A 14,927-nucleotide genomic window follows, 5' to 3' on the forward strand; every position below is an offset into this window, starting at 1 on the left:
TTGTGGATAAGGTTCTGAACTTCAAACAAGGCCGCGTGCCGCTGCTGATCAGCATGCCCCACGCCGGTCTACGCCTGACTCCGGCGGTCGAAGCCGGGTTGATCCCCGACGCGAAAAGCCTGCCGGACACCGATTGGCACATCCCAAGGCTTTACGAATTCGCCGCCGAGCTGGGCGCCAGCACTCTGGCAGCCGAGTACTCGCGGTTTGTCATCGATTTGAACCGACCGTCCGACGACAAGCCTTTATATGTCGGCGCCACCACCGGTCTGTATCCGGCGACACTGTTCGACGGTATTCCATTGTTCCGCGAAGGGCTGGAACCATCGGCCGCGGAACGGGCGACTTATCTGGAGCACATCTGGACGCCGTATCACCGCACCTTGCAGGAAGAACTGGCGCGCCTGAAAGCCGAATTCGGCTACGCGCTGCTATTCGATGCGCACTCGATCCGCTCGATCATCCCGCACCTGTTCGATGGCAAGCTGCCGGACTTCAACCTAGGCACCTTCAACGGCGCCAGTTGCGACCCACAATTGGCCAGCCAACTGGAAGCCATCTGCGCACGGCATGGCGATTACAGCCATGTGCTGAACGGTCGCTTCAAGGGCGGGCACATCACCCGGCATTACGGCAACCCGGCCGAGAACATCCATGCCGTGCAACTGGAGTTGGGTCAGTGCACGTACATGGAAGAGTTCGAGCCGTTCCGCTATCGCCCGGACCTGGCGGCGCCGACGCAAGTGGTGCTGAGGGAATTGCTGCAAGGGCTGTTGGCGTGGGGCGAAAAGCACTACAGCTGACTGATCGCTGACTGATCGTTCCCACGCTCCGCGTGGGAATGCAGCCCGTGACGCTCCGCGTCACTGGACGCGGAGCGTCCCTTGAGGCATTCCCACGCGGAGCGTGGGAACGATCGACACTGGAACTGTCGCCACCGTGCAAATCTCGGTCGCTACAGTTCGCTTTTACCCTCTCGACGCTGCGTAATGTTCTGGGCACGGTGCACGAAGACACCGGCCCTCACAATAATCTGCCGCACGAGACTCTCCCGATGAAAAGACTGTTCACCCGCTGTCTCTCAATCCTCTGCGGCACGGCTCTTCTGAGCACCAGCGTTCTCGCTAATGACCCCGCGTCCTGCAAGACCGTACGTATGGGCGTGGTCAACTGGACCGACGTCATCGCCACCAGCGGCATGGCTGATGTGTTGCTCAACGACCTAGGCTACGAAAGCAAGCAAACCAGCGCCGTGCAGCAAATCATCTTCGCTGGCATCCGCGACAAACGCCTCGATATCTTCCTCGGTTACTGGAAACCGGCGATGGATAAAAACATCGCGCCGTTCGTGGCGGCCAATCAGGTGAAGGTCATGGACAAACCGAGTCTGGCCGACGCTCAGGCGACGCTCGCCGTGCCTGACTACGTGGCTGCCGCCGGCCTGAAAACCTTCGCCGACATCGCCAGATTCAAAGATCAGCTGGGCGGCAAGATCTACGGCATCGAGCCTGGCAGCGGCGCCAACACCACCATCAAAACCATGATCGAGACCAATCACTTTGGCTTGAAGGATTTCAAACTGATCGAGTCCGGTGAGGCCGGGATGCTCGCTGCCGTGCAACGGGCGGTCAATCGCAAAGAGTTCGTGGTGTTCGTCGGCTGGACCCCGCATCCGATGAATATCAACATGAACATCGCCTACCTGACCGGCAGCGAAGACGTCTACGGGCCGAACGAAGGTGCGGCGACCGTTTCCACCGTGACCGCGCCGGACTATGCCGAACGCTGCCCGAACGTGAACCGCCTACTGGAAAACCTGACCTTTACCGCCGCCCAGGAAAGCCAGTTGATGGTGCCGATCATGGCGCGCAAGACGCCACAGGATGTCGCCAGGCAATGGCTGCGTGATCATCCGGAAGATCTTCAGCGCTGGCTGGCGGGCGTCAGCAGTTTTGATGGGAAGGAGGGTGTGGCAACCGTTCAGGCCAGTTTGAAAAACTGACAGGGCAAGCGAGATCACTGTGGCGAGGGGGACGCAGAACCTGTGGGAGCGAGGCTTGCCCGCGAAGAACGATGACGCGTAATACCTGAAAAACCGCGGTGCATTCTTCGCGGGCAAGCCACGCTCCCACAGGATTTCCGTCGTCCTTAACTTGCCCGGCAAGCCCCTTCGCGACAGACCCCATTCCTCTATTTGGCTGGCTGCAGACTTATGGCTCCTTATCCACTCTCCAAGCCCATGACGGCGTTCGTCGAGAAAACCCTCAGCTTCAACAGCACCGACAGCAGCCTCACCGGTTTGCGTCAGGCCTACAGCGAGATGTGCCGGGCGTTCACCCCGCCGCGTCCTGCGGGACTTGAGGTGGTCGATTTCGAATTGGCGGGCGTCGCGGTACGTTCCTGGCAACCGCTGGTCACGCCACCGACCAACGGTTGGCCGTGCATTGTGTATCTGCATGGCGGTGGTTGGGTGGTGGGCGATCTGGATTCCCACGCCTTCATCTGCGCCGAACTGGCGTCGGTGCTCGGGGTGCTGGTGATCGCCGTCGATTATCGACTGGCACCGGAGCATCCGTTTCCGGCGGCGTTCGATGACTGCCTGAGTGTCTGGCGCGCGCTGCACACAGGACCGTTTCAGCTCGACCCTTCGCGGACGCTGGTGGCGGGCGACAGCGCCGGCGGCAACCTCGCCGCTGCGTTGTGTCTCGCTTTGCGCGATACCGGCGAGCCAATGCCATGCGCGCAAGTTCTGATCTATCCGGGGCTGGGCGGCGATCACCGATTGCCGTCGCGCCTTGAATGCGCCGACGCACCATTGCTCAGCAGCAGCGATCTGGCTTGTTATCACGCGTTGTATTTAGGCGGTGCCCGACAACCGGGTGCTTATGCGATGCCCCTGCTCGCCGACGACTTCAGCGGTCTGCCACCGGCATTGATCGCCGTGGCGCAGTTCGACCCGTTGCGCGATGACGGCATGCTTTACGCTGAGCGACTCACCGCCGCAGACGTGGACGCAATCCTTTATTACGGAGAGGGGCTGGTTCACGGCTGTTTGCGGGCGCGGGGGCAGGTCGCCGAGGTCGACCGACTCTATGAAATCCTGTTCGGCTATCTGGCTGAAAAAACGGGCTGACAAACTCTGACGCTGCAGGGGCATGCTCATTGAAGTAATTCGGGTTTATGATGCCGGACGGCAGAATAATAGAAGTCCCTACAGGGATGACCTCGACCCCTTACGGAGCGCGCAATGCAGACTTTGTACCCGCAGATCAAACCCCACGCCCGGCACGATCTGGCCGTCGATAAAACCCACACCCTGTATGTCGATGAAAGCGGTTCGCCAGAAGGCTTGCCGGTAGTGTTCATCCACGGCGGTCCTGGCGCCGGGTGTGATGCCCAGAGCCGCCGGTATTTCGATCCGAATCTGTATCGCATTGTCACCTTCGACCAGCGTGGTTGCGGTCGCTCCACGCCCCACGCCAGCCTGGAAAACAACACCACCTGGGATCTGGTCGCCGACCTCGAGCGGATTCGCAAGCACCTGGGCATCGACAAATGGGTACTGTTCGGCGGCTCCTGGGGTTCGACCCTGGCCCTGGCCTACGCGCAAACCCACCCGGAGCGCGTGCACGGTTTGATTCTGCGCGGGATTTTTCTCTGCCGTCCCCAGGAAATCGAGTGGTTCTATCAGTGTGGCGCCAGCCGTCTGTTTCCCGATTACTGGCAGGACTACATCGCGCCGATTCCGCAGGACGAACGCCACGACTTGCTCTCTGCGTTCCACAAACGCCTGGTTGGCAACGATCAGATTGCTCAGATGCATGCGGCCAAGGCCTGGTCCATGTGGGAAGGCCGAACCGCCACACTGCGACCGAATCCGCTGGTGGTCGACCGTTTCTCCGAGCCTCAGCGTGCGTTGTCCATCGCCCGTATCGAGTGCCACTACTTCACCAACAATGCTTTCCTGGAGCCGAATCAATTGATTCGCGACATGGCCAAGATCGCCCACCTGCCCGGCGTTATCGTCCACGGTCGTTACGACGTGATCTGTCCGTTGGACAACGCCTGGGAACTGCATCAGGCCTGGCCGAACAGCGAATTGCAGGTGATTCGCGATGCCGGCCATGCGGCGTCCGAATCGGGTATCACCGATGCCTTGGTGCGCGCCGCTGATCAGATGGCCCGTCGTATGCTCAACTTGTCGCCTGACGAAGCATGAAGGGCCTGCTGCAACGCGTGCATGGCGCGCGAGTCGAGGTGGCGGGAGAGGTGGTTGGCGCAATAGATCAGGGGTTACTGGTGCTGGTAGCGGTCGAGCCCGACGATACTCGGGCCAGCGCCGACAAACTTCTGCATAAACTGCTTAACTATCGAGTATTCAGTGACGCCGAGGGCAAGATGAACCTGTCCCTGGCGGACGTAGGTGGCGGGTTGCTGCTGGTCTCACAGTTCACCCTGGCCGCCGACACCAAAAACGGCTTGCGCCCAGGTTTTTCGACTGCGGCCCCTCCGGCTTTGGGCGTGGAGCTGTTCGACTATCTATTGGGTAAAGCGAAACAGGTGCATGGCACTGTGGCATCAGGTAGATTCGGCGCGGATATGCAGGTGCATCTGGTCAATGATGGCCCGGTAACCTTCCTGTTACAGACGTGAAAGCGCTTAAAACATCTTTTTAAGGGCCTTTCGACTGAAAACGGGGGCTTTTCCCGATAAATACTTGGTTCGCCCTGATGCGTTGTAACGCGGCCTGCTAGATAATCGCGCGCTACGGGGATCGGCGTTCGTTGGTCCGTTTTGACTTAGGTAGAGACTTGTCCGAGACCTGTTGGGGAATCATTTTGCCCCACAGGAGTCGGAACAATGCTCGCCAACTTGGCAAGAGTCGTTCGCAGGGTCGGTTTTTTTCCACCGCACACCGTGCTGGCACTTTAACTGGCCGTTGGTTTTTTGATCTGTTTTCGGCGAGGGTTGCTCGTGATTGTTAGTCCCTGTAATGCACCAAAATTGTCTGCCAAACGGTTTCGAAGCGCTCTGGTAGCAGGCTCTGCACTGCTCTGCCTGTTCAGCGCCGGCCAGCTTTGGGCATTCAATCTGGATGACGTATCGGTCAAGGCAAAAGAGCTGGCCGGGCAAAAATACGAAGCCCCGCGCAGTAACCTGCCGAATGAATTTCGCGAGATGAAATTCGCGGATTATCAAAAAATTCGGTTCCTCACTGAAAAAGCCGAATGGGCGAACCAGAAAACCCCATTCAAGCTGTCGTTCTATCACCAGGGTATGCACTTCGATACGCCGGTGAAAATCAACGAAATCACGGCCAACACCGTCGAAGAGATCAAATACGACCCAAGTCGTTTCGATTTCGGCGACGTGAAATTCGATCCTAAAGCCACCGAACAACTGGGTTATGCCGGTTTCCGTGTGTTGTACCCGATCAACAAGGCCGACAAGCAAGACGAAATCATGACCATGCTTGGCGCGAGTTATTTCCGCGTCATCGGCAAGGGGCAAACGTACGGTCTTTCCGCTCGCGGCATGGCCATCGATACCGCGTTGCCATCCGGCGAAGAGTTCCCGCGCTTCACCGAGTTCTGGATTCAACAGCCCAAGCCGGGCGACAAGCACCTGGTGATCTTCGCCCTGCTGGATTCGCCGCGTGCCACCGGTGCCTATCGCCTGACCGTGCGTCCGGGCAGCGACACGGTCGTCGACGTCAAGGCCAGGATGTTCCTGCGTGACAAGGTCACCAAGCTTGGTGTTGCGCCGCTGACCAGCATGTTCCTGTTCGGCGCCAACCAGCCGTCGAAAGTGCTGAACTATCGTCGCGAACTGCACGACTCCAGCGGCTTGTCGATTCATGCTGGCAACGGCGAATGGATCTGGCGCCCGTTGAACAATCCGAAACACCTGTCCGTGAGTAACTTCTCGATCGAGAACCCGCGCGGTTTCGGCTTGCTGCAACGTGGCCGTGACTTCAGTCACTACGAAGACCTCGATGACCGCTACGACAAGCGCCCAAGTGCCTGGATCGAACCGAAAGGCGATTGGGGCAAAGGCTCCGTCGATCTGGTAGAGATTCCTACCGCCGACGAAACCAACGACAATATCGTCGCTTTCTGGAGCCCGGAAAAACTGCCTGAGCCTGGCCAGTCCCTGGACGTTGCATACCGCATGCACTGGACCATCGACGAAGCCTCCCTGCATTCGCCGGACAGCGCCTGGGTTCAACAGACCCTGCGTTCCACGGGTGACGTCAAGCAGTCGAACCTGATTCGTCAGCCGGACGGCAGCGTGGCCTATCTGGTGGATTTCGAAGGCCCGTCCCTGCAAGTCCTGCCGGAAAATGCTGAAGTGCGCAGCCAGGTGAGCGTTGGCGACAACGCAGAACTGGTCGAGAACAGCGTGCGTTACAACCCTGAAACCAAGGGCTGGCGCCTGACTTTGCGGATGAAGATCAAGGATCCGAGCAAGGCCACCGAAATGCGCGCAGCGCTGGTCAAGAATATCTCACCTGCCGAGGCGCTCAAGACCGCGGCGCCAGCGTCCAGTTCCTCCGTTGCCAAGGCCGACAAGATTGCCGCCAAACAGCAGGAGAAGAAGGACAAGGAAGCCAAGCAGGCTGAAGCACAAGCCCAAGTACAAGCCCAGCAAGTCAAGGACACCAAGGACAAGGACAACAAAGACGCCAAGCAGCCTGTCGCTGCCGAAGCGGCCCCAGCCACAACGGAATCGGCACCGACTGAACAAGTCCTGACCGAGACCTGGAGCTATCAGTTGCCCGCCGATGAGTAATTCACACGTACAGCCACAATCGCTTGCCGAGTATTTGGCGCATTTGCCAATGAGCGACGAACAGCGCGCGGAACTCGCGGGCTGCAAGTCTTTCAGTGAACTGCACGAACGTCTGTCGTCCTCGACGTTCGACGCGCCGATGGAGGCTGCTCAAGCCTCTGTCGGCCGGCGCCTGACCCTGAACACCGCCGAAGAACTGGCGGAGGCGGAAATGCTGGTGCTCGACGCCAGTGGTCGGGTTTGCCTGAAGGCAACCCCGCCGATCCGTCGGACCAAAGTCGTGCCCGAGCCGTGGCGCACCAACATTCTGGTGCGTGGCTGGCGTCGGCTGACCGGTCGCACCAATCCGCCGGCCCCGCCGAAAGATGAGAATGTGCTGCCGGCGGCTCGCTGGCGCACCGTCGGTTCGATCCGCCGCTACATTCTTCTGGTGCTGATGCTCGGTCAGACCATCGTCGCCGGCTGGTACATGAAAGGCATCATGCCGTACCAGGGCTGGTCGTTCGTCGATCTTGAAGAAGTCCTGCATCAACCGCTGACCCAAACCGCCACGCAAGTGCTGCCCTATGCCTTGCAGACCAGCATTCTGATTATGTTCGGGATTCTGTTCTGCTGGGTCTCGGCCGGTTTCTGGACCGCGCTGATGGGCTTCCTTGAGTTGATCACTGGCCGTGACAAGTACCGCATTTCCGGCGCCAGCGCCGGCAACGAGCCGATCGCCAAGGATGCACGCACCGCACTGGTGATGCCGATTTGCAACGAAGACGTGCCGCGGGTGTTCGCCGGTTTGCGGGCGACCTTCGAATCGGTTGCGGCCTCGGGCAATCTGGATCGCTTCGACTTTTTCGTGCTCAGCGACAGTAACGACGCCGATATCTGCGTTGCCGAACAACAGGCCTGGCTGGATGTCTGCCGTGAGGCCAAGGGCTTCGGCAAGGTCTTCTATCGCCGCCGTCGCCGTCGGGTAAAACGTAAAAGCGGCAACCTCGACGACTTCTGCCGTCGTTGGGGCGGTGACTACAAGTACATGGTCGTGCTCGACGCCGACAGCGTGATGAGCGGTGAATGCCTGAGCAGTCTGGTGCGCCTGATGGAAGCCACGCCGGACGCCGGGATCATCCAGACCGCGCCGCGTGCGTCGGGCATGGACACCCTTTATGCGCGTATGCAGCAGTTCGCGACCCGTGTGTATGGTCCGCTGTTCACCGCCGGTCTGCACTTCTGGCAGTTGGGCGAATCCCACTACTGGGGCCACAACGCGATTATCCGCATGAAGCCGTTCATCGAGCACTGTGCCTTGGCGCCGTTGCCCGGTAAAGGCGCGTTTGCCGGTGCGATTCTGTCCCACGACTTCGTCGAGGCTGCGCTGATGCGCCGTGCCGGCTGGGGCGTATGGATTGCCTACGACTTGCCGGGCAGCTACGAAGAGCTGCCACCGAACCTGCTGGACGAACTCAAGCGTGACCGTCGCTGGTGCCACGGCAACCTGATGAACTTCCGGCTGTTCCTGGTCAAGGGCATGCACCCGGTGCACCGTGCTGTATTCCTGACCGGCGTGATGTCGTACCTGTCGGCGCCGTTGTGGTTCTTGTTCCTGGTGTTGTCGACGGCCTTGCTGGCGGTCAACACGTTGATGGAGCCGCAATACTTCCTGGAGCCGCGTCAGCTTTATCCACTGTGGCCACAATGGCAGCCGGACAAGGCGATTGCGCTGTTCTCGACGACCATCGTGCTGCTGTTCCTGCCGAAGCTGTTGAGCATCATCCTGATCTGGACCAAGGGCGCGAAAGAGTTCGGTGGCAAGTTCAAGGTAACGCTGTCGATGTTGCTGGAGATGTTGTTCTCCATGTTGCTGGCGCCGGTGCGTATGATCTTCCACACCCGTTTCGTACTCGCCGCGTTCCTCGGCTGGGCCGCGACCTGGAACTCGCCACAACGTGACGATGACTCCACGCCATGGAGCGAAGCGGTCAAACGCCACGGTCCGCAAACCTTGCTGGGCTTCTTCTGGGCGCTGTTGGTGATCTGGCTGAACCCGAGCTTTCTCTGGTGGCTGGTGCCGATTGTCGGTTCGCTGATGCTGTCGATCCCGGTATCGGTGATCTCCAGCCGTGTCGGCCTGGGCCTCAAGTCCCGTGACGAAAGCCTGTTCCTGATTCCTGAGGAATACAATCCGCCACAGGCGTTGCTGGCAACCGATCAGTACACCCACGAAAACCGTTGGCATGCGCTGAATGACGGTTTCGTCCGGGCAGTGGTCGATCCGCAACAGAACGCCTTGGCCTGTGCGCTGGCGACGTCCCGTCACCGTCAGGCCGAGCCGATCGAGTGGCTGCGTATCGAGCGGGTTCGCCATGCGATGAAGGTCGGTCCTGCCGGGCTGACCAACAACGAGCGCGTAGAGCTGCTGAGTGATCCGGTGGCATTGGGCCGCTTGCATGAGCAGGTCTGGAACGAAGGCCATGCCGAGTGGCTGCAAGCCTGGCGAACATCGGTGGATGCCGATCCCCATGCGCCGCTGTTGCCGCTCAAGCCTGTGAGCGTGCAGCCTCAGTTGGCCTGACGAAAAGCCGCTAAATGAGCCCCGCTAAATAAGCGGGGCTTTTTTTTGGGTGCGCCAGGCATGGCGCGTTGCGCGCAAGCGTGCTGGATGTGATGAAAACCCTGGCCGTGGAAGGCATGACGATGGTCTGCGTCACCCATGAAATGGGCTTCGCTCGGGAAGTGGCGGATCGGGTGCTGTTCTTCGATCATGGAAAACTGCTGGAAGACGCCTCACCGACCGAATTCTTCGATGCGCCGAAGGATCCGCGGGCGCAGGCGTTTTTTGCGGCAGGTTTTATAGCGTGATCGTTATCAGCTTAAGCAAAGATTGTCGTGCCGAGGGGGAGTTGTTATCTAAGGCGTCCCTGAGCCGCGAATAGGCTCAGCGACGTCCCGACAGATTGGAAATTTTATGCTGACTCACCTGTCGTCCATTAGCTGCGTGCAGATCTGACCTTGTTGAGCTCAATGCATTTTTCAACGATGCCTGTGTCTTGAAAGAAGTCAGCATTGATGATGTTGAAAACGCTGTGTTGCGGATGGAACACCTCTGTCCAGACTCTCTCGCCCCTTCTCAGGCGCATAGGGCCTCCACTGTTGTAAACAGTTGCTGACAGTGAGGTCAGTGCTGTACTGGAAACTTTTTTCCTCGCTGTGTTAATAATGAAACCTTCAAGTTGTGCTTTAGAATTCTGGTCGCCGGACCATATATGTCTGATGGTATTCCAGTATGCGCCACCTCCCCAGCAAATGATTACGTTTCGATTGGGGTGATTTTTTTTGATTTCGGCCAATGTGAGGGTGCTGGCAGAGGGTGGAATTAGTAAGTGATTAAGTTGGCTTAGTTTTTGTTTGAAGCGCCCGATACTGTCGTTTAAATTTCTGTTCCGATCAAACTTGTGAATGTCCAGTATTACCAGTTCGCCACGATTTGATTCTGCAAATGCGCGGACAGCCGTAAGACAATGGTCGAAGTTTCTTCCCGGCAAACCGTGTTCGCACTTGAATTCCTCGACAAATCTATACCGAGGAATCTTCGATCCGCCGACATCCTTCCTATGACTGTAATCAGTAATGCGCAAGTCGAAGACACGGGCGCCTTGGTTCAACTGGGTGGCGAAAATATTGTCCTGGCATGCCGCCCAGATACCACCAATAGGATCCACCGAGCCTTTATCCAGGCCGGAGTTATGTGCAGAGGGTAAAGCGAGTTGGTGTACTCGCAGTTTCTTGATGTGTTCGTATATGCCTGTCATCCAGGTATTGCTAAGCGTGAGTTGGATTTTGTTCATGAAGTTCACTCCTTGTGATTAGTAGTCAACAGGTGTGCGCATGCATAACAATCGCAACCAGGTAATGATCGCAGTGCTTTCCTGTTACTACTTTGATTTGAAGGGTGAACTTAGCATGCTGGATTTTTAGTTTGTATTTGACTTATTGTTCTTGGTGTTTCAAGTGGGTATAAGTTGTTCGCTGCTAATTAAGGGTGAGAGGGGACTTGTTTGCACTTGGGCTGATGATGACAAGTCCCTTTCAATGTTCAAACTTTGAAGCGCCCCACCAACATTTGCAGGTGATTGCCCAACCGCGCCAGTTCGACGCTGGAGGCCGCGGTCTCTTCACTGGCGGCCGAGGTCTGCTCGGACACATCGCGTACGTTCAGCACGCTACGGTTGATCTCTTCGGCCACCGCGCTCTGTTGCTCGGCAGCGGCGGCGATCTGCTGATTCATCGACTGAATTGCCGACACGGTGCGAGTGATGCTGCCTAACGAATTGCCGGCGCGGCGGGTCAGTTCGACGCTGCTGTCGGTCAGGCTGCGGCTGTTGTCCATGATGGTCGCGACTTGCTGAGTGCCGGTTTGCAGGCCGACGATCAGTTCTTCGATTTCTTCGGTGGACTTCTGGGTGCGCTGGGCCAGGCTACGGACTTCGTCGGCGACCACCGCAAAACCACGCCCGGCTTCACCGGCGCGGGCGGCTTCGATGGCGGCGTTGAGCGCCAGCAAGTTGGTTTGCTGGGCCACGGACTTGATCACGTCGAGCACGCTGCCGATCTTGTCGCTTTCGCGTTTAAGCTCGCCCATGGCGACGGTGGAGTGGCCGACTTCGGTCGCCAGGCGTTCGATCTGGGCGATGGCTTCGCCAACCACTTTATCACCTTCGCGGGCCTGCTGGTCGGCGGCAACGGCGGCTTCAGACGCTTCCTCGGCGTTGCGTGCGACTTCCTGCACGGTGGCGGTCATTTCGTGCATGGCAGTGGCTACTTGATCGGTCTCGACCTTCTGGCTGTTGACTCCGGCGCTGGTTTGCTCGGTGACGGCCGACAGCTCTTCAGCGGCGCTGGCGATTTGGGTCACGCCATCGCTGATGCCACCGATCAGTTCCCGCAGGCCCAGGGTCATGCTCTGCATGGCGCGCTGTAGCTGGCCCAGTTCGTCCTGACGTTCGGAGGTCAGGTTATGAGTCAGGTCGCCTGCGGCGACGCGCTCGGCCACTTTAAGGGTCTGGCTCAGAGGAATGACGATCTGGCGGGTGATGGCCCAGGCTGCAAACAAACCGAAGGCCGACGCGAGGACAGTAGCCAGCAGCAGCATGTTCTTGGCATGCGCTGTGTCGGTGTCACGTACGACAGTTTGCGAGGCAGTGAGCTTTTTGCTGGTGTCGAACAGAATGTCGCCTTGCGCGCTCATACGCTTGAAGGCTGCAGCGCTGGCGACCTGAGAGTCGCGGAACTGGCTGACGGCCGCGCGATAGGCTTTGAGTGAGTCGGTCGCCTGTTGCAGGTTGGCGATGTGTTGTTCCGGCAGTTGAGACGGCAGGCTTTCGAGGTTTTTCAGAGCATTGCCGATGGCGTCCAGCGCCGGCTGCTCGGCCTCGGGTTTGCCGCTGTAGGTGTAACCGCGGACCTGGAAACGCGCTTGCTGGATCAGCTTGCTCAGGTCGATCACGCTGTTGAACTGAGCGACGCTGTCGCCTTGCAGCAGGGATTTTTCGACTTCAGCGACCCGGGCCACGGCGTTATCGGCGGTGGCGCCTAGTTTGCTGCGAGCATCTTCGCGGATGGCGGTGGCTTGAGTCATGTCCGCGAAGGCGCGTTTGTACTCGCTGACTGCGGCTAGTTGCTGGTCGATCATTGCCACGTCGGCAGGCTGTTCGATCAGCGTACGGGCGGTTTTCAGGCCAGTATCGAGTTGGCCGATCAGCTCGTTGACAGCGCCCGGGCCTTGTTCGCCGCGGCGCATGTCGTAATCCAGGCGGGCGAGGCGCAGATCTTTGGTCAGCTCATTGAGGCTGGAAATAAACCCAAGCGTATCGCCACGGCTGATCACACCGCTCAGACCGGTCCAGCCGGTGAAGGTGATCAACAAGGTCAGAAGCAGCACCAGACCGAAGCCGATACCCAGTTTGCGATTGACGCTTACGTTTCCCAGTTTCTCGGCTAGCCAACGGTACATGCTGCAACTCCCCCTAGGACCTAATCGGTTTTATGGGAACTGTATCGGCCGGCTGACAGGGATCTGTAGGGGAGTAAACAGTTGTGGCGAGGGAGCTTGCTCCCGCTTGGGCGCGAAGCGACCACCGCTTTTTTTCCAGCAAGACCGCACTCACCGGTTTTACGACTGCTTCGCAGCCGAGCGGGAGCAAGCTCCCTCGCCACAGGGTAAGTGTCTGGGGTTAAAACAGTCGCGAAAGCAACGCAGTGACGGCGGTTTCGACCCGCAGGATGCGCTCGCCGAGTTGCACCGGTTGCAGGCCGGCCTTGCCCAGCAAGTCGATTTCGTAGGGAATCCAGCCGCCTTCGGGGCCGATGGCCAGGGTCACGGGCTCGTCCAGGCCGCGAGGGCAGGGCGGGTAATGACCGGGATGGCCGACCAGACCGAGAGTGCCTTCGGCAATGGCCGGCAGACGATCTTCGACAAAGGGCTTGAACCGCTTCTCGATGACGACCTCCGGCAGCACGCTGTCCCGGGCCTGTTCAAGGCCCAGGATCAATTGCTCGCGAATTGCCTCGGGTTCCAGGAACGGGGTTTGCCAGAAGCTCTTCTCGACGCGATAGCTGTTCACCAGCACGATGCGCGGCACACCCATGGCGGCCACGGTCTGGAACACCCGACGGAGCATTTTCGGTCGCGGCAGGGCGAGCACCAACGTCAGTGGCAGCTTGGCCGGTGGCGGCTGGTCGAGGGTGACGCGTAATTCGGCTTCATCGACGTCCAGACGCAGCACCTCGGCTGTGCCCATCAGTCCGCCAATACGCCCGACGCGCATGCTGTCACCGACTTCGCAGCGGTGGACTTCCTGCATATGAGTCAACCGGCGATCGCGCAGGATCGCCCGGTCGGCCGCGATGAAGTCGGCCTCTTCAAGGAGCAGCAGGTTCACGCTTGAGTCGCTGGCGGCTGGTCGTTGTGATCGTCAGCCGGCTGATCGTCCGGGTGCTCGCCGCGTTTGCTGATCAGGCTGCCGAACAGGATGCCGATCTCGAACAGCAGCCACATCGGAACGGCCAACAGCGTCTGCGAGAAGATGTCCGGCGGCGTCAGGATCATGCCGACCACGAAGCAGCCAATGATCACGTACGGGCGGATTTTTTTCAGGTAGGCAACGTTGACCACGCCGATCCACACCAGCAACACCACGGCTACCGGGATCTCGAACGCCACGCCGAAGGCGAAGAACAGCGTCATGACGAAATCGAGGTAGCTGGTGATGTCGGTCATCATTTCCACGCCGGCGGGAGTGGCGGCGGCGAAGAATTTGAAGATCAGCGGGAACACCAGGAAATAGGCGAAGGCCATGCCGGTGTAGAACAGCAGAATGCTTGAGACCAGTAACGGCACCGCGATGCGCTTCTCATGCTTGTACAGACCCGGCGCAATAAAGCCCCAGATCTGATGCAGGATCACCGGGATCGCCAGGAACAGCGAAACCATCATGGTCAGTTTCAGCGGCGTCAGAAACGGCGACGACACGTCGGTGGCGATCATCGTCGCGCCGGCCGGCAGGTACTGGCGCAGCGGCGTGGAGACAAAGGTGTAGATCTGCTGGGTGAAGGCGAACAGCCCGGCAAAAATGATGAACACAGCCACGACACAACGCAGCAGGCGAGTGCGCAACTCGGTGAGATGCGAAACCAGCGGCATGTGCTGGTCGTTTTCCGGAAGTTCGCTCATGGGGCTCGCGGCGGTAATGTTGGATCATGAGGGGCTGGCGCAGCAGGCGCAGCCGCAGGTGTAACAGGTTCAACCGGGGTTGCTGCAGCAGGCGCAGGTTCGACGATGGCCTGAGCATGAATCGTCTGCGTCGCCACAGGTTCCACCGGCGTCGGCTCCTGTTGAGTTGGCGTGAAGATCTTCCGCGCCTCCTGCTCCAGAGACAGAATGTGCTCGTTGTGCAGTTGCCGGCGAATCTCGTCGGCCCCGATTTCACGTTCAACTTCCTGTTTGATTGCGTTGAAGCTGCGCTTCAGCCGCCCGACCCACAGGCCGGCCGTGCGCGCAGCACCCGGCAGGCGCTCGGGCCCCAGCACCAGCAGGGCAACGAGGCCGACGAGCAGCAGTTCAGAGAAGCTGATACCAAACATTAGTC

At 59.1% G+C, this 14,927-nt stretch carries 12 protein-coding genes and 2 pseudogenes; 8 read left to right on the top strand and 6 right to left on the bottom strand.

The genetic code is table 11. From position 1 onward, the window contains the following. Positions 1-2: 2 nt before the first annotated feature. From hutG to MEB48_RS08625, 8 genes and pseudogenes are all read left to right on the top strand, one after another. Positions 3-803: an N-formylglutamate deformylase gene (gene hutG, locus MEB48_RS08590; protein WP_237883665.1), complete on the top strand. Its 801-nt coding sequence runs from the start codon at positions 3-5 to the stop codon at positions 801-803. 251 nt (positions 804-1,054) lie between these two features. Then, on the top strand, positions 1,055-2,002 hold the full coding sequence (locus tag MEB48_RS08595; RefSeq protein ID WP_237883667.1) for a choline ABC transporter substrate-binding protein: 948 nt from the start codon (positions 1,055-1,057) through the stop codon (positions 2,000-2,002). Positions 2,003-2,212: 210 nt separating this feature from the next. Then, positions 2,213-3,133 carry an alpha/beta hydrolase gene (locus tag MEB48_RS08600; RefSeq protein WP_237883669.1) on the top strand — a complete coding sequence of 307 codons (921 nt, stop codon included), beginning with the start codon at positions 2,213-2,215 and terminating at the stop codon, positions 3,131-3,133. 114 nt (positions 3,134-3,247) lie between these two features. After that, complete coding sequence (gene pip / locus MEB48_RS08605) at positions 3,248-4,219, top strand: prolyl aminopeptidase (protein WP_237883677.1); 972 nt, start codon at positions 3,248-3,250, stop codon at positions 4,217-4,219. Then, the gene (gene dtd / locus MEB48_RS08610; RefSeq protein WP_237883679.1) at positions 4,216-4,653 is read left to right on the top strand and encodes a D-aminoacyl-tRNA deacylase; all 438 of its coding nucleotides are present in this window, start codon (positions 4,216-4,218) and stop codon (positions 4,651-4,653) included. The genes pip and dtd overlap by 4 nt, the downstream gene beginning before the upstream one ends. Positions 4,654-4,974: 321 nt before the next feature. After that, entirely contained in the window at positions 4,975-6,792 is a 1,818-nt protein-coding gene (locus tag MEB48_RS08615) for a glucan biosynthesis protein G (protein ID WP_237883681.1), read from the top strand. After that, the gene (mdoH, locus tag MEB48_RS08620; protein ID WP_237883682.1) at positions 6,785-9,355 is read left to right on the top strand and encodes a glucans biosynthesis glucosyltransferase MdoH; all 2,571 of its coding nucleotides are present in this window, start codon (positions 6,785-6,787) and stop codon (positions 9,353-9,355) included. The genes MEB48_RS08615 and mdoH overlap by 8 nt, the downstream gene beginning before the upstream one ends. 80 nt (positions 9,356-9,435) lie before the next feature. Continuing rightward, positions 9,436-9,637, top strand: a pseudogene (locus MEB48_RS08625) (peptide ABC transporter ATP-binding protein); the annotation flags it as partial. 133 nt (positions 9,638-9,770) lie between these two features. Here MEB48_RS08625 and MEB48_RS08630 read toward each other — a convergent pair. The 6 genes and pseudogenes from MEB48_RS08630 to tatB all read right to left on the bottom strand — a co-directional run bounded on the left by MEB48_RS08630 (position 9,771) and on the right by tatB (position 14,922). Next, positions 9,771-10,628 (bottom strand): hypothetical protein, encoded by an 858-nt coding sequence (locus MEB48_RS08630; protein WP_237883684.1) that lies wholly within the window; start codon positions 10,626-10,628, stop codon positions 9,771-9,773. Positions 10,629-10,876: 248 nt separating this feature from the next. Then, a complete protein-coding gene (locus MEB48_RS29355) occupies positions 10,877-11,749 on the bottom strand; it encodes a methyl-accepting chemotaxis protein (RefSeq protein WP_442969073.1) in 873 nt (290 codons plus the stop codon). Beyond that, positions 11,735-12,793: pseudogene (locus MEB48_RS29360) on the bottom strand (methyl-accepting chemotaxis protein); the annotation flags it as partial. The gene MEB48_RS29355 and the pseudogene MEB48_RS29360, both read right to left, overlap by 15 nt. Before the next feature lie 220 nt (positions 12,794-13,013). Beyond that, positions 13,014-13,721: a 16S rRNA (uracil(1498)-N(3))-methyltransferase gene (locus MEB48_RS08640; RefSeq protein ID WP_237883689.1), complete on the bottom strand. Its 708-nt coding sequence runs from the start codon at positions 13,719-13,721 to the stop codon at positions 13,014-13,016. Then, entirely contained in the window at positions 13,718-14,512 is a 795-nt protein-coding gene (gene tatC, locus MEB48_RS08645) for a twin-arginine translocase subunit TatC (protein ID WP_269137427.1), read from the bottom strand. Before tatC ends, MEB48_RS08640 begins: the two co-directional genes overlap by 4 nt. After that, positions 14,509-14,922, bottom strand: coding sequence for a Sec-independent protein translocase protein TatB (tatB, locus tag MEB48_RS08650; protein ID WP_237883691.1), 414 nt, complete (start codon positions 14,920-14,922; stop codon positions 14,509-14,511). The genes tatC and tatB overlap by 4 nt, the downstream gene beginning before the upstream one ends. Positions 14,923-14,927 lie beyond the last annotated feature (5 nt).

Source organism: Pseudomonas sp. PGPR40 (assembly GCF_022014505.1).
In the GTDB taxonomy this organism is placed as follows: domain Bacteria; phylum Pseudomonadota; class Gammaproteobacteria; order Pseudomonadales; family Pseudomonadaceae; genus Aquipseudomonas.